This window comes from Streptomyces sp. NPDC046557, assembly GCF_040645975.1.
In the GTDB taxonomy this organism is placed as follows: domain Bacteria; phylum Actinomycetota; class Actinomycetes; order Streptomycetales; family Streptomycetaceae; genus Streptomyces.
On record NZ_JBEYZH010000003.1, the window covers coordinates 421,566 to 435,983 of the forward strand.

Annotated in this window: 11 protein-coding genes; 5 read left to right on the forward strand and 6 right to left on the reverse strand. The window is 72.8% G+C overall.

Annotation, left to right across the window (positions count from 1 at the left end; genetic code table 11):
• Positions 1-8: 8 nt before the first annotated feature.
• The 3 genes from ABZ934_RS10740 to ABZ934_RS10750 form a co-directional block, all read right to left on the reverse strand.
• Positions 9-1,442, reverse strand: a complete 1,434-nt coding sequence (locus tag ABZ934_RS10740) for a S28 family serine protease (RefSeq protein WP_361311170.1) — start codon at positions 1,440-1,442, stop codon at positions 9-11.
• A 90-nt stretch (positions 1,443-1,532) separates the two neighbouring features.
• Entirely contained in the window at positions 1,533-1,973 is a 441-nt protein-coding gene (locus tag ABZ934_RS10745; RefSeq protein WP_361311173.1) for a hypothetical protein, read from the reverse strand.
• A 114-nt stretch (positions 1,974-2,087) separates the two neighbouring features.
• Positions 2,088-5,969, reverse strand: a complete 3,882-nt coding sequence (locus tag ABZ934_RS10750; RefSeq protein WP_361311176.1) for an ABC transporter ATP-binding protein — start codon at positions 5,967-5,969, stop codon at positions 2,088-2,090.
• 124 nt (positions 5,970-6,093) lie between these two features.
• Here ABZ934_RS10750 and ABZ934_RS10755 point away from each other — a divergent pair, with 124 nt between their 5' ends.
• Positions 6,094-6,438, forward strand: a complete 345-nt coding sequence (locus ABZ934_RS10755; protein ID WP_361311178.1) for a helix-turn-helix transcriptional regulator — start codon at positions 6,094-6,096, stop codon at positions 6,436-6,438.
• A 3-nt stretch (positions 6,439-6,441) separates the two neighbouring features.
• Here the strand turns inward: ABZ934_RS10755 and ABZ934_RS10760 are convergent, their stop codons facing one another.
• Together ABZ934_RS10760 and speB are read right to left on the reverse strand one after the other, a co-directional pair.
• On the reverse strand, positions 6,442-8,109 hold the full coding sequence (locus tag ABZ934_RS10760) for a thiamine pyrophosphate-binding protein (protein WP_361311181.1): 1,668 nt from the start codon (positions 8,107-8,109) through the stop codon (positions 6,442-6,444).
• 26 nt (positions 8,110-8,135) lie between these two features.
• Positions 8,136-9,098, reverse strand: a complete 963-nt coding sequence (gene speB, locus ABZ934_RS10765; protein WP_136216469.1) for an agmatinase — start codon at positions 9,096-9,098, stop codon at positions 8,136-8,138.
• A gap of 111 nt (positions 9,099-9,209) precedes the next feature.
• On the opposite strand from speB, the gene ABZ934_RS10770 reads away from it, so the two are divergent.
• The 4 genes from ABZ934_RS10770 to ABZ934_RS10785 are packed head-to-tail and all read left to right on the forward strand — an operon-like array spanning position 9,210 to position 13,893.
• On the forward strand, positions 9,210-10,733 hold the full coding sequence (locus tag ABZ934_RS10770) for a helix-turn-helix domain-containing protein (RefSeq protein WP_361311185.1): 1,524 nt from the start codon (positions 9,210-9,212) through the stop codon (positions 10,731-10,733).
• A gap of 56 nt (positions 10,734-10,789) precedes the next feature.
• On the forward strand, positions 10,790-11,947 hold the full coding sequence (locus tag ABZ934_RS10775) for an acyl-CoA dehydrogenase family protein (protein ID WP_361311188.1): 1,158 nt from the start codon (positions 10,790-10,792) through the stop codon (positions 11,945-11,947).
• A 19-nt stretch (positions 11,948-11,966) separates the two neighbouring features.
• Positions 11,967-12,845: an acyl-CoA thioesterase II gene (locus ABZ934_RS10780; protein WP_361311190.1), complete on the forward strand. Its 879-nt coding sequence runs from the start codon at positions 11,967-11,969 to the stop codon at positions 12,843-12,845.
• Between the two features lie 19 nt (positions 12,846-12,864).
• Entirely contained in the window at positions 12,865-13,893 is a 1,029-nt protein-coding gene (locus ABZ934_RS10785) for a cation diffusion facilitator family transporter (protein ID WP_361311192.1), read from the forward strand.
• Here ABZ934_RS10785 and ABZ934_RS10790 read toward each other — a convergent pair.
• On the reverse strand, positions 13,862-14,332 hold the full coding sequence (locus ABZ934_RS10790) for a MarR family transcriptional regulator (protein WP_361311195.1): 471 nt from the start codon (positions 14,330-14,332) through the stop codon (positions 13,862-13,864). The two genes, ABZ934_RS10785 and ABZ934_RS10790, sit on opposite strands and share 32 nt — an antisense overlap.
• Positions 14,333-14,418: the final 86 nt, after the last annotated feature.

Here is a 14,418-nt window from a genome sequence, read left to right on the forward strand (position 1 = left end):
CCCGGGAGCTACGGGCGCAGTTGCGCCTGCCGCGGGAGGTCCTGCTGGTCGAGCTGCGGGTCCGGCTTGGCCAGCGGCGTCGCGCGGCCCGCGTCGGCGAGGGCGGCGGCCGGGGCCACGCCGGCCCACTGGAGGATCCGCGCGGTCGCCAGGGTCCGCTCGCCGTCCTGGAGCTTGGCGACGTTGGCCCCGTGGTTGGCGCCCGGCGCGATCATCACGTAGCTGTCCTTCACCCCGTAGCCGAGGTGGAACGGTTCGGCGCCCCACGGGTCGTTCTGCCCGTACACGAACAGCATCCGGTCCGCGTGGGTGCGCACCCACGCGTCGACGTCCGCCATGACCCCCGGCTGGAAGGTCATCGGGATGTCACCCGGCACGAAGTCGCGCGGCGGCTGGTAACCGTAGCGGCTCAGCCCCTTGAGGTGCGGCTGCTTGATGTCGGGCGAACCGAGCTGTGTGCCCGCCTGGTAGTAGTACGGCGTGTACGTCTCCAGTCCCTGGTCGGTGTAGGCCGAGAAGCCGGAGATGGTGTCGACGGTGTCCCAGATCTCCTGGTCGGAGGCGGTCGCCGCGGTCGGGATGCCGGCGCAGTCGGCGAGCAGGCTGTACTGCCAGAAGGCCCAGGTGTAGTCGAGCACCACGGCCTCGTACGCCTTGTCGAGGGTGCCGACGGTGGTGAAGGTCCAGCCGTTGTCGGCGGCGGCCGCCGCGTACTTGGCCTCCAGCGGCTCGCGACGGACGAGCGCCTCGCGCTGGACGGCGTTCAGTTTGTCACGGCACTCCTTGGTGCCGACCTTGGCGAGGAACCGGTCGTACGCCGAGTCCTCCTTGTTGTTGACGTCGTTCGGCGCGACGTAGGCGACGACGCCGTCCATGTCCCGCGGGTAGTAGCGCTCGTAGTACGTCGCCGTCATGCCGCCCTTGCTGCCGCCCGTGGCGATCCAGTTCTTGCTGTAGATCTTCTTCAGGGCGGTAAAGATACGGTGCTGGTCGCTGGCGGCCTGCCAGATGTCCAGGTTCGCCCAGTTGGCCGGATCGGGCCGGGAGGGCGTGAAGAATCGATACTCCAGGGACACCTGGTTGCCGTCGACGATCGTCGTCGGCTCGCTGCGGCGCGGGCTGGTGTTGACGTTGTAGCCCGAGGTGTAGAAGACCGTGGGCCGGGAGGTGTCCTTGTGCAGCAGGGTCAGGCGCTGCTTGAAGGTTCCCTTCGAGGGCTGACGGTGGTCGACCGGCTGCTCGTAGTCGAGCACGAAGAAGCGGTACCCCGGGTACGGCTTCTCCTCGATCAGGCTCATCCCCGGGATGCCGAGGATCTGGTCCTTGATGTCCGCGGCGGCGGCCGGCCCCGCGGCGGTGGCCGCTTGTGCCGTGGCGCCGGCCGCGCCCATGGTGCCGATGAGCACCACGAGCGACAGCAGCCATCCGAGCGTCTTGCGCATTCACCCTCCCCTTGCGTTCACTTCGGTCGCCGTGAACCTAGCGGGGCCAACGCGCCTCTGAACAGACCAAGTTGGGCCGCGGGGAAGTCGTCAGCACAGGAACCAGCCGGAATCGACCGATCCGGCCGCTACGTTCCCCCTTACATACACGCACCGGCTGATCGCGCCCACGGTGACGGGGCCCGCGTAACGGGTGAACCGCCCCGCATCGGCGACCGGGACACCGCCACGCGGCTGAACGCTCACCGCCATCCGGCGGCGCTCGCCCGGGCGCCACGCGAGGGTCAGGGCGCACACCCGGGCTCGGCTCTTGTAGACGCGCACCTCGCCCTCCCCGGCTGGGAGCGGCAGTACCTTGACCAGCCGGCCCGTGCAGAGGTCGTCCTCGGCGGCGGCCCGCGCCGGGGGCGCGGTGAACGGCGCGGCCCCGCCGAGCCACAGCGCCGCCGCGAACACGCCCAGGGCCCTCGCACTCCCCCGGCCCCGCCCCTCCCACCGGCGCTTGCGCCGCTTCCACCCCTGTGTCGACACCCCGGCCCCCCGATCCGTCGTACGTAACACGTACGCCCGTACGACGTCCCGGATGCGCGGAAGGTTGCACCGGGACGACGACAGCGCCCGGGGCGGCGGCCTCGGGCAGTGGCCTCAGGCGGCGGCCCGCTCGTCCTCTCCGGCGAAGGTCCGCCACAGTTCCGCGTACCTGCCGCCGCGCGCCAGGAGTTCGGCGTGCGTGCCGTCCTCCACCACCGCGCCGCGGTCGAGGACCACCACGCGGTCGGCGCGGGCGGCGGTGGTCAGGCGGTGGGCCACGACGAGGGTGGTGCGCTTGCCGGCGAGCCGGTCGGTGGCGAGGTTGACCTGCGCCTCGGTGGCCAGGTCGAGCGCGGCCGTGGCCTCGTCCAGCAGCAGGACGTCCGGGTCGACGAGTTCGGCGCGGGCCAGCGCGATCAACTGGCGCTGACCCGCCGAGAGGTTGCGTCCGCGTTCGGCGACGGTGTGCAGGTAGCCGCCGTCGAGGGTGGCGACCATGTCGTGGGCGCCGACCGCGCGCGCGGCGGCCTCCACTTCGGCGTCGCTCGCCTCGGGCCGACCGTAGGCGATGGCGTCACGGACCGTACCCGGGAAGAGGTACGCCTCCTGGGGGACGACCCCCAACCGGTGGCGGTACGCCGTCAGGTCCAACTCCCGCAGGTCCGCGCCGTCGGCGGTGACCCGGCCGGAGGTCGGGTCGTAGAACCGGGCCACCAGCTTGACCAGCGTGGACTTCCCCGCGCCGGTCTCGCCGACGAACGCGACGGTCTGCCCGGCCGGTATCCGCAGGCTGATCCCGGCCAGCGCCTCCCCCTTCCCGCCGCGCTCCTCGGCGGTCCCGTAGGCGAACCGCACGTTCTCGAAGGCGATTTCGCCGCGCAGCTCGGGCACCGGGCGCGGCTCGGCGGGCCGCGGGGTGGTGGTCGGCTCGCGCAGCAGGTCCTGGATGCGGCCGAGCGAGACGGTGGCCTGCTGGTACCCGTCGAAGACCTGGGAGAGCTGCTGGACGGGCGCGAAGAACAGGTCGATGTAGAGCAGGTAGGCGACGAGGGCGCCCGTGGTGAGCGTCTGGGCTTCCACCCGGCCCGCACCGACGATCAGCACGGCCGCCGCGGCGGCAGAGGACAGTAGCTGCACGAAGGGGAAGTAGACGGATATCAGCCACTGGCCGCGGACCCGGGCCTGGCGGTAGGAGTCGCTGCGGCCGGCGAAGCGGACGGCCCCGTCGCCCTCGCGCCGGAACGCCTGGACGATGCGCAGTCCGGCCACGGACTCCTGGAGGTCGGCGTTGACGGCGCTGACCCGGTCGCGGGCGAGCTCGTACGCGGCGACCGACTTGCGGCGGAAGACGACGGTGCCGAGGACCAGCAGCGGGAGCGTGGCGAAGACGATCAGGGCCAGTTCCACGTCGAGGACGAGCAGGGCGATCAGGATGCCGAAGAAGGTGAAGACGGAGACGACGGCGGTGACCAGACCGGTCTGGAGGAAGCTGGACAGGGCGTCCACGTCGGTGGTCATCCGGGTCATGATCTTGCCGGTCAGCTCGCGCTCGTAGTAGTCGAGCCCGAGGCGCTGGAGCTGGGCGAAGATCTTGACGCGCAGGGCGTAGAGCACGCGCTCGCCGGTCCGCCCGGTCATCCGGGTCTCGGCGAACTGGGCCGCCCATTGGCCGATGACGACGGCCAGGGCCAGCCCTGCGGCCACCCAGACCGCCCCGAGCGCGGCCTGTTCGACGCCCTTGTCGATGCCGTGCCGGATCAGGATCGGCAGCAGCAGGCCGGAGCCCGCGTCGACGGCGACGAGGCCGAGGCTGATGGCGAGCGGCGCCCAGAAGCCGCGGAGCAGCCGGCGCAGGCCGTAGCTCTCCTCGGCGGAGGCGGCGCGGTCCTCGTCCACGTCGGGCAGGTCGTTCGCGGGCGGCAGGGCGTCGACCTGCGCGAGCAGTTCTGGGGTGGCCGGGCCGCCGGCGACGGCGGCGGTGGGGGGCCCGACCACGGCGATCGCGACGGTCGTACCGGCGGGAGCGGCGGGAGCGGCGGGAGCGGCGGGAGCGGCGGGGGTGTTTTGCTTGGCTCCGTCGGCCTTCGCTTCGTCCTGGCGGCGCCACAGCTCGGGGGTGACCCCGCCGGAGACCCGGCGCTTGGCGTTGACCGGCTCCGAGTCGATCTCCGCCTCGATCTCGATGTCCCGTTCGAGGTCGCGCTCGAACTCGGCCATCGCGGCGGCCTCGGGGACGTGCGGCGAGGCGGCGCCGAGGGCGTCGGGGTCGGTCAGCAGCCTGCGGTAGAGGGGGGAGCGGCGCTCCAACTCTTCGTGGGTGCCGATGTCGGAGAGACGGCCGTGGTCGAGGACGGCGATCCGGTCGGCCAGCGCGAGCGTGGAGCGGCGGTGCGCGATGAGCAGGGTGGTGCGGCCGGCCATGACGGCGCGCAGCGCCTCGTGGATCTCGTGCTCGACGCGGGCGTCGACGGCGGAGGTGGCGTCGTCCAGGAGCAGCAGTCGGGGGTCGGTGAGGAGGGCGCGGGCGAGCGCGATGCGCTGGCGCTGGCCGCCGGAGAGGGTCAGACCCTGCTCGCCGACCTTGGTGTCGTACCCGGCGGGCAGCGCCTCGATGAACCCTTCGGCCTGGGCGGCTCGGGCAGCGGCCCGTATCTGCTCCTCGTCGGCCTCGGGGCGCCCGTAGGCGATGTTCGCGCGGATGGAATCGGAGAAGAGGAACGAATCCTCGGGTACGAGGCCGATGGCGCCGCGCAGCGAGGCGTACGTCAGCTCGCGCACGTCGTGGCCGCCGACGCGGACGGTGCCCCGGTCGGCGTCGTAGAAGCGGGGCAGGAGCAGCGAGACGGTGGACTTGCCGCTGCCGGAGGAGCCGACGAGGGCGACGGTCTCGCCCTCCGCGATGCGCAGTGAGAACCCGTCGAGGACGGGCCGCCGGGGGTCGTAGCCGAAGCGGACGTCCTCGAACTCGACGGTGGCGGGCGCGTCGGCGGGCAGGTCGGTCGTGCCCTCCTCGATCACCGGCTCGGTGTCGATCAGCTCGAAGACGCGCTCGACGCCGGCGCGGGCCTGCTGCCCGACCGTCAGCACCATGGCGAGCATGCGGACGGGGCCGACGAGCTGGGCGAGGTAGGTGGAGAAGGCGACGAAGGTACCGAGGGTGACCTGGCCGCGGGTGGCCATCCAACCGCCGAGGGCCAGCATCGCGACCTGCCCGAGCGCGGGCACGGCCTGGAGGGCGGGGGTGTACTTCGAGTTCATCCGGATGGCCCGCAGCCGCCCGGCGAACAGCCGGCGGCCGGCTTCGCGGAGCTTGCCGGTCTCCTGTTCCTCCTGCCCGAAGCCCTTGACGACGCGGACGCCGGTCACGGCCCCGTCGACGACGCCGGCGACGGCGGCGGCCTGGCTCTGGGCGTACCAGGTGGCGGGGAACAGCTTCTTGCGGCTGCGCTTGGCGATGTACCAGAGGGCGGGGGCCATCAGGAGGGCGACGAGGGTGAGCAGCGGGGACAGCGCCAGCATGATGCCGAGGGATATCCCGAAGAGCAGGAAGTTCCCGATGGTCATCGGGAGCATGAAGAGCAGGCCCTGGATCAGTTGGAGGTCGCTGGTGGCCCGGCCGATGACCTGGCCGGTGGACAGCTCGTCCTGGCGGCGGCCGTCGAGGCGGGCGATGGTCCCGTACATCTCGGTGCGGAGGTCGTGCTGGACGTCGAGGGCGAGGCGCCCGCCGTAGTACCTGCGTATGTAGGTCAGTACGTACACGAGGAGGGCGGCGGCTATGAGCATGCCGGCCCAGGGGCCCATGGGCTTGCTCTTGTCGCCGATGACGTCGTCGATGATGGTCCGGGTGACCAGTGGCACGAGCGCCAGGACGGCCATACCGGCCAGCGAGGACCCGAGCGCGAGCAGCACGTTGGCCTTGTACCGCCAGGTGTACGCGGTCAGCCGCCTGCCCCAGCCCGGTTTTCCGCCTGTTTCCGTCTCCGCCGCCGCCACGTCGTGCCTCCCCGTCGATGGTGCCCTGCCGGAAGCACCAACGCCCCGACCGGCGGATTTCATCCCGCCGCAACAATCGAACGGGTTTGCGCGCCGGTGGGCGAGCCGGGGAGGGGGCAGCGTCATGGTGAGCCACGCGCGGTGGAAGCTCGCCCGGGAGCGGAAGCTCGATCCGGGGTCCGGCGAGAGCCCACGAACGTCGAGGCGCCGCGAGGAGATCCGGCTGGCGTTCGAGCTCGGGCAGGCCGTGTACGACCGGCGGACCGAGCTCGGGATGTCGCAGACCGAGCCGGCGCGGCGGGCCGGGATGACGCAGCCGCAGGTTTCGAAGCTGGAGCTGGGCGGGACCGTGCCGACCGTGCCGCTGCTCGCGCGGCTCGCTCGGGCCATGGAGTCGGAGCTGACCCTGAAGTTGGTCGGTGAGACGTCAGTCGTCGTCTTCGCCTCGCAGGAGCACGAGGCGGCCTGACGGTCAGCGGTGGGTCGGGGCGAACATCTTCAGGGTGGTGGGGAGGACCAGGACCGAGGGGCCCGGGGAGGTGAGGGCCGTGGTGAGGTCCTCGCGCAGGGTGGCCGCCGAGGTGATCGCGGCCGGGACGCCGAAGGAGGCGGCCAGGGCGACGAAGTCCGGGCCGCTGAGGTCGGTACCCGTCGCGCAGCCGTACTCGCGCAGGATGCCGTAGCCGCCGTCGTCCACGATCAGCCAGGTCACGTCCAGCTCGTGCTGCTTCGCGGTGGCCAGTTCCGCGATCGAGTACATCGCGCCGCCGTCGCCCGAGACGGCCAGCACCGGCGTGCCCGGTTCCGCGACGCACGCCCCGAGGGCCGCCGGGAAGGCGTAGCCGAGCCCGCCCGCGCCCTGCGCCGAGTGCATGGTGTTGGGGTGCTTCGCGTCGAAGGCGGACCACGCCCAGTAGGACAGGATCGTCATGTCCCAGAACGACGGCGAGCGCGGCGGCAGGGCCGACCTGATGGAGGCCAGCAGGCCCTGCTCCAGCGCCACGTCCTGGTCGGCCAGCCGGCCCGCGATCTCGTCCAGGACCATCCGCACCCGCGCGGGCGCCGCCGGGTCCTCCCGTTCCGGGACCGTTTCCAGCAGGGCTTGCAGCGCGAGCCGGGCGTCCGCGTGGATGCCGAGGCCCGGATGGTTGGACTCCAGCTTCCCGAGGTCCGCCTCGATCTGCACGACGCGGCCCGTCGGGAAGAACGTGTGGTAGTTCGAGGAGAGTTCCCCGAGTCCCGAGCCCACCACCAGCAGGACGTCCGCGTCCTCCAGGAAGTCCGTCATGTGGCGGTCCTCCAACCAGGACTGGAGGGACAGCGGGTGGGTCCAGGGGAAGGCGCCCTTCCCGCCGAAGGTGGTGACGACGGGCGCGTTGAGGCGTTCCGCGAGCTGCTTCAGTTTCCCCGCCGCGTCCGCGCGCACGACCCCGCCGCCCGCGATGATCACCGGGCGGCCGGCCTCGGACAGCCAGTGCGCTGCGAGCGCCGTCAGCTCCGGGCGCGGGACGAGCTCGTGGGCGGTCGCGTCCACGCCCGTGACCTGGGGGATCATCGTCTCCGCGCGGAGGACGTCCTCCGGGATCTCGATCCAGACGGGCCCGTGCGGGGCACTCAGCGCCGACTTCCACGCCTCCGCGATGACCGACGGGATCTGGGACGGGGTGCGGGCGGTGTGGACGGACTTCACCACGTCCCGGAAGGACGCCGACTGGTCCCGCAGCTCGTGCAGGTGCCCGCGCCGCCCGCCGCCCAGCCCCGCGCTCGGCACCTGCGAGGAGATGGCCAGCACCGGGGCGGAGGCCGCCGCCGCCTCCGCCAGCGCCGGCAGGGCCATCAGCGCGCCGGGGCCGGTGGACAGCAGCAGCGGGACGGCCTCCCCGGTGAGGCGGCCGTACGCGTCGGCCGCGAAGCCGGCGTTGTTCTCCGTACGCAGGGCGACCAGTCGCAGGTCGGAGCGGCCCACCGCGTCGAAGACGGCCAGCGCGTGCTGTCCGGGCAACCCGAACACGGTGGTGGCGCCGAGCGAGCGCAGCGTTTCCACGACCAGGTCCCCGCCCGTCCGCCCGGGAGGCGGCGCGAGCGCGGCGGCCGTCTGGGCTTCGGTGGGACGGAGTACCAGGTCGTGGTCGTGCGTCACGTGTGCTTACTCGTCCTTCTCGGGTCCTACTTCGTCTTCGACGCCGCGATCTGCCGGCTCATGATCGTGGTCAGCTCGTACGCGGTGTGCGAGGCCGCCACCGAGGTGATCTCGGCGTGATCGTACGCCGGGGCGACCTCGACCACGTCCGCGGAGACCAGGTTGCAGGAGGACAGGCCGCGGATGATCTCCAGCAGCTCGCGGGAGGTCATGCCGCCCGCCTCCGGCGTGCCGGTGCCGGGCGCGTGCGCCGGGTCCAGCACGTCGATGTCGATGGAGATGTAGAGCGGGCGGTCGCCGATGCGCTGGCGCAGCTGGTCCGCGACCTCGTCGGCGCCGCGCCGGTAGACGTCGGCCGAGGTGACGATGCCGAAGCCCATCTTGGCGTCGTCGTCGAGGTCCTGCTTGCCGTAGAGCGGGCCGCGCGTGCCGACGTGCGAGAGCGCCTCGGTGTCGAGGATGCCCTCCTCGACGGCGCGGCGGAACGGGGTGCCGTGCGTGTACTCGGCGCCGAAGTAGGTGTCCCAGGTGTCCAGGTGGGCGTCGAAGTGCAGCAGCGCGACCGGGCCGTGCTTCTTGGCGACCGAGCGCAGCAGCGGCAGCGCGATCGTGTGGTCGCCACCGAGGGTCATCAGGCGGGAGCCGGCGCCGAGCAGCTCGTCGGCGGCGGCCTCGACCGTCTCGACGGCCTCGTTGATGTTGAAGGGGTTCACGGCGATGTCACCGGCGTCGGCGACCTGGGCGAGCGCGAACGGGGAGGCGTCCTGCGCCGGGTTGTACGGGCGCAGCAGGCGCGACGCCTCCCGGATGGCGTTGCCGCCGAAGCGGGCACCCGGCCGGTAGGAGACACCGGAGTCGAACGGGACGCCGACGACGGCCACGTCGGCCGAGCCGACCTCGTCCAGGCGCGGCAGCCGGGCGAAGGTCGCCGGGCCCGCGTAGCGCGGGATGCGGGAGGAGTCGACGGGTCCGCGCGGCTGCGTGCTCATGGGGGGTGCCTTCCGGAGGGGGTGTGCGGTCCTTCGAGCGTAAGGGGACAGCCCGAGCGCGCGAAGTGTACGTTTCCTCCATCAGGCAGCACCGATATATACGGAGTATCCATGCCGGACCAGCCGCCGACCCCGGGCGTCGCCCTCTCCGCCCTGCTCGCCGACCGGGAGCTGGGCCTGCGCGGGTTGCACGCGGCCCAGGAGGTCGAGGGGGTGGAGGGGGTCGTCGTGCACGCCGTCCACGCGTCGGAGATGGCCGACCCGTCGCCGTACCTGCTGGGCGGGGAGCTGCTGCTCACCGCCGGGGCGCAGCTCGGGTCGGACGCCGACGGGTACGCGGCCCGGCTGGTCGCGGCGGGCGCGGCGGCGCTCGGGTTCGGGCTGGCGCCGGTGCACGAGGCGGTGCCACCGGAGCTGGTGGCGGCCTGCGCCCGGCACGGGCTGCCGCTGCTGGAGGTGCCGCCCGGGACCCCGTTCACCGCCGTCGCCCGTACCGTGTGGCGGCTGATGGCGGAGGCCCGGACGCGCGAGCTGCGCCGGGTCACCGAGGCGCAGCAGGCGCTGGCGGCGGCCGCCGCCCGGCCGGAGCCGGTCCCGGCGGTGCTGCGGCGGCTGGCGGCGAGCCTCGGGGGGCGGGTCGTCCTGGTGCCGGGCGGCGCCGGGTCGGGTGGGTCGCGTGAGGTCCGGGAGGCGGGTCGCGCGGTGCCCGCCGGGGCCGCCGCCGCGCAGGAGGCACTGCTCGCGCGGGTGGCCGCCCCGGGCGGGCCGGCCACCGCGACGGACTCCGCCGCCGGCTGGCACCTCTCGGCGTACGCCCTGGGCGGCGGGCCGGTCCCGCACCCCGCTCCTGCCCCCCACCAGCCCGGCGGCCCCGCGCAGGAGACCACCCCCGCCCCGGACGTAGCCCCCGCCCCCGCACCGGTGCTGGGTGTCGCCGTGCCGGAGCGGACCGCCGGGGACCACGCCATCACCGCCATCGCCGCCGTCCTGCTGGGCCTGCTCACCACGCGCCGCCCGGCCGGTACCGAGGCCGCCGCACTGACCCGGCTGCTGCTGGGCGGCGACCCCGCCGAGGCGCTGGCCGGCGCCGGGCCCTGGCGCGTGGTCCACGCCCGGGGCGCGGGGGACCCGCAGGCCCTCGCGGGCGCGCTGGGCACCGTACTGATGGACGCGCACGGCCCGGGGCCCCGCCTGCTCACCGACCGCGACCCCGCCCCACAGCCCGGCTGGCGCCTCGGGGTCAGCGCACCTGCCGCGCCCGGGGCGCTGGCGACCGCCGACGCCCAGGCCCGCCGCGCCCTGGAGCGCGCCGAGGCGGCCAGGACCCCCCTGGCCCGGCACTCCGAGGGGGGTTTGCCCGGCCTGTTGGACCCGGCGGAGGCCCGCGCGCACGCCGAGGCGCTGCTGGCGCCGCTCACGCGGGCCCAGACGGCGACCCTGCGCGGTTGGCTGGCCCACCACGGCAGCTGGGACCGCAGCGCCGCCGCCCTCGGCGTCCACCGCAACACGGTCCGCCAGCGCATTGCCCGCTGCGCCGTCCTCCTCGGGCGCGACCTCGACGACCCCGACACCAGGATGGAACTGTGGTTCGCGCTGCGTACCCTGGACAGCGGTGGCAACTCGCCGGTAACTTAATCTGAGCAAGCGCTTAGCCAAGGGCGGCGGACCGCCGCGACGAAGGGAGTCCGGCCGTGCGCCGTACCGTTTTCAACGAGGACCACGAGGCATTCCGCGAGACCATCCGCGCCTTCATCGAGGCCGAGGTCGTCCCCGTCTACGACGAGTGGTTCCAGGCCGGCCAGGCGCCCCGCGACTTCTACTACAAGCTCGGCGAGCTCGGCGTCTTCGGCATCAACGTGCCCGAGGAGTTCGGCGGCGCGGGCCTGGACACCCACAAGTTCGAGGCCGTCCTCTACGAGGAGACCTCGCGCGCGGGCGTCAACTTCGGCGGTTCCGGCGTGCACGTGCTGCTCGCCCTCCCCTACATCAAGATGCTGGCCGGCGACGAGCAGAAGAAGCGCTACCTGCCGAAGTTCGTCAGCGGCGAGGAGATGTGGGCCCTCGCGATGACCGAGCCCGGCACCGGCTCCGACGTCGCGGGCATGAAGACCACCGCCAAGCTCTCCGAGGACGGCAGCCACTACGTCCTCAACGGCGCCAAGACCTTCATCACCGGTGGCGTCCACGCCGACCGCGTGATCGTCTGCGCCCGCACCTCCGCCCCGCGCGAGGACGACCGCCGCTTCGGCATCTCCCTCTTCGCCGTGGACACCAAGTCCGAGGGCTACTCCATCGGCCGCAAGCTCGACAAGCTGGGCCTGCGCACCTCCGACACCGCCGAGCTCGCGTTCGTCGACGTCAAGGTGCCGGTCGAGGACCTGCTCGGCGAGGAGAACAAGGGCTTCTACTACCTCGGCGCGAACCTGCCCTCCGAGCGCTGGGGCATCGCCTTCGGCGCGTACGCCCAGGCCAAGGCCGCCATACGCTTCGCCCAGCAGTACGTGACCGAGCGCACCGTCTTCGGCAAGCCGGTCGCGCACTTCCAGAACACCAAGTTCGAACTGGCCGCCTGCCAGGCCGAGGTCGACGCGGCCGAGGCCGTCGCCGACCGCGCGCTGGAGGCCTTGGACGCCGGCGAGCTGACGGCCGCCGAGGCCGCCTCCGCGAAGCTGTTCTGCACCGAGGTCGCGCACCGCGTCATCGACAAGTGCCTCCAGCTGCACGGCGGGTACGGCTACATGAACGAGTACCCGATCGCCCGCCTGTACGCCGACAACCGCGTGAACCGCATCTACGGCGGCACCAGCGAGGTCATGAAGTCCATCATCGCCAAGTCCATGGGCCTGTAGGGAACCCAGTCCCCGTCCCATGAACGAGGCACTGACGACGCTCCTCGACCTGCTCGACCTGGAGCAGATCGAGGAGAACATCTTCCGCGGTACCAGCCGTCCGTCGCTGGTACCGCGGGTGTTCGGCGGTCAGGTCGCCGCCCAGGCGCTGGTCGCGGCCGGTCGCACCGTGCCCGAGGACCGGGGCGCGCACTCGCTGCACTCCTACTTCCTGCGCGCCGGCGATCCCGGCGCGCCGATCGTCTATTCGGTCGACCGCATCCGCGACGGGCGCTCCTTCACCACGCGCCGGGTCGTCGCCGTCCAGCACGGGCAGCCGATCTTCCACCTCTCCGCGTCCTTCCAGACGTACGAGGAGGGGCTCGACCACCAGCGCGCGATGCCGGACGCGCCCGACCCGGAGACCCTGCCCACGGCCGCCGAGTCGCTGCCGCTCTACCGGGAGGTCTTCCGCGACCGGGGCACGGTGGAGCGACTGATCGACGCCCGCGGCGCGGTGGACCTGCGGTACGCGACGACTCCCCCCTGGGGCTCGGTCGGGCAGCCGCGCGAGCCGCACTCGCAGGTGTGGTTCCGTACCGCCGACAAGCTCGACTCGGACGACGCGCTGCTGCACACCTGCCTGGCCACCTACGTCTCCGACATGACGCTCCTCGACTCGGTGCTGCTCGCGCACGGCCGGGGCGGCTGGGCCGTCGGCGACGTGGTCGGCGCCTCCCTGGACCACGCGATGTGGTTCCACCGGCCCTTCCGCGCCGACGAATGGCTGCTGTACGACCAGGAGTCCCCCTCGGCGGCGGCCGGCCGGGGCCTGGGCCAGGCCCGCATCTGGACGCAGGACGGCCGGTTGGCCGTGACGGTCATCCAGGAGGGTGTCGTACGCGTCCCGCGCGGATAGCCGCGCCTACCGTCGCCGCATGACCTCAGAAGCACCCGGGCCGCCCGGAGCGCCGGAAGCGACCGACCCGGCGCAGTCCCCGACCTCCGGCGGCCCCGAGAGCCCGGACAGCCCGGACAGCCCCGAGAGCGTCGGGACGGTCGTCGTCGCGGTCGTCACCAACCTCGGCATCGCCGCCGCCAAGGCCGTCGGCGGGATCGTCAGCGGATCGAGCGCGATGCTGTCGGAGGCCGCGCACTCGGTGGCCGACACCGTCACCGAGGTGCTGCTGTTGACGGCGCTGAAACGCAGCGCCCGCCCGGCGGACGAGGCCCATCCCCTGGGGTACGGGCCGGAGCGCTACATCTGGGCGCTGCTCGCCTCGATCGCCACCTTCGTCGGCGGCGCGGTCTTCGCCGTGTACGACGGCATCCACACGCTGCTGCACGGCGAGGACCCGGGCGATCCGACGGTCTCGTACATCATCCTCGCGGTCGCCTTCCTGCTGGAGGGCTACTCGCTGCTCGTGGCCTGGCGGCAGGTGCGGGGCGAGGCGGCGCGGCTGCGCGCCCCACTGGGGCTGTACGTGAAGCACACCCCGGACACGGCGGTGAAGGCCGTCCTGCTGGAGAACGTGGCCGCGCTGATCGGCCTGGTCCTGGCGGCCGGCGGCCTGTTGGGGGCGCAGCTGACGGGCTCGGGGGCGTACGACGGCGTCGCGTCGCTGCTGATCGGGTTGTTGCTGGTGTGGGTGGCGTGGGAACTGGGCCGCTCGAACGCTCAGTACCTGATCGGACGGCCGCTGCCGGCGGCGACGCGCGCGGAAGTGCGCGAGGAACTCCTCTCGGTGCCGCACATCGAGGGCGTGCTGGAGCTGACCACGCTGGTCCAGGGGCCGGACGAGGTGCTGATCGCGGCGAAGATCGACTTCCACGACCTGGCGTCGGCGCGACAGGTGGAGGCGGCGTGCGAGGACGCGGAGTCCCAACTGCGCGAGCGCTGGCCCGCGATCCGTCGCGTGTACCTGGACCCGACGCCTACTGCGCGCGAGGCGCCGGACGGGACTTGAGTTTGGCCCAGATGCCTTCCAGGGCGGCGATGTCCGCGTCGTCGAGGAGGTCGTCGAAGACATCGGCGAGGACTTCGCGGCGGGTGGCGTCGGCCTCTTCGAAGGCGCGGTGGCCCGCCGGGGTGAGGGCGATGCGGACCGAGCGGGCGTCAGTCGGGGACGGTATCCGTTCGACCAGGCCGCGCGCCTGGAGCGAGTCGGCGACGCGGGAGACCTGGCTGCGGCTGAGCAGGGTCATCGCCCCCAGCTCGGAGGCGGCGACCGGCTCCTCCTGCGCGCGCAGCCACAGCATGACCTCGAACCACGAGAGCGGGAGGTCGTGGCGGCGCGCCAGGGCCTGGTCCACGCGGGCGCTGAGCGTGGAGCCCGCCCAGACAAGGCCGTAGAAGGCGTGGTCGCGGGGGGTGAGGTCACCCAGGGTGAGGTTGTTCTGCGCCATGGGGCCAGCCTACCGGGAGGAATGTTGCGTGCACACGCACACGAAGATAATGTGTGTGCACACGCACTTACCGGTTACGCCGAACC

Bases quoted from the DNA above. Each gene is read 5' to 3' on its own strand.
- ABZ934_RS10790 (WP_361311195.1), bottom strand. From the start codon at position 14,332: ATGGCGCAGAACAACCTCACCCTGGGTGACCTCACCCCCCGCGACCAC.
- ABZ934_RS10755 (WP_361311178.1), top strand. From the start codon at position 6,094: ATGGTGAGCCACGCGCGGTGGAAGCTCGCCCGGGAGCGGAAGCTCGAT.
- speB (WP_136216469.1), bottom strand. From the start codon at position 9,098: ATGAGCACGCAGCCGCGCGGACCCGTCGACTCCTCCCGCATCCCGCGC.
- ABZ934_RS10740 (WP_361311170.1), bottom strand. From the start codon at position 1,442: ATGCGCAAGACGCTCGGATGGCTGCTGTCGCTCGTGGTGCTCATCGGC.
- ABZ934_RS10780 (WP_361311190.1), top strand. From the start codon at position 11,967: ATGAACGAGGCACTGACGACGCTCCTCGACCTGCTCGACCTGGAGCAG.
- ABZ934_RS10770 (WP_361311185.1), top strand. From the start codon at position 9,210: ATGCCGGACCAGCCGCCGACCCCGGGCGTCGCCCTCTCCGCCCTGCTC.
- ABZ934_RS10785 (WP_361311192.1), top strand. From the start codon at position 12,865: ATGACCTCAGAAGCACCCGGGCCGCCCGGAGCGCCGGAAGCGACCGAC.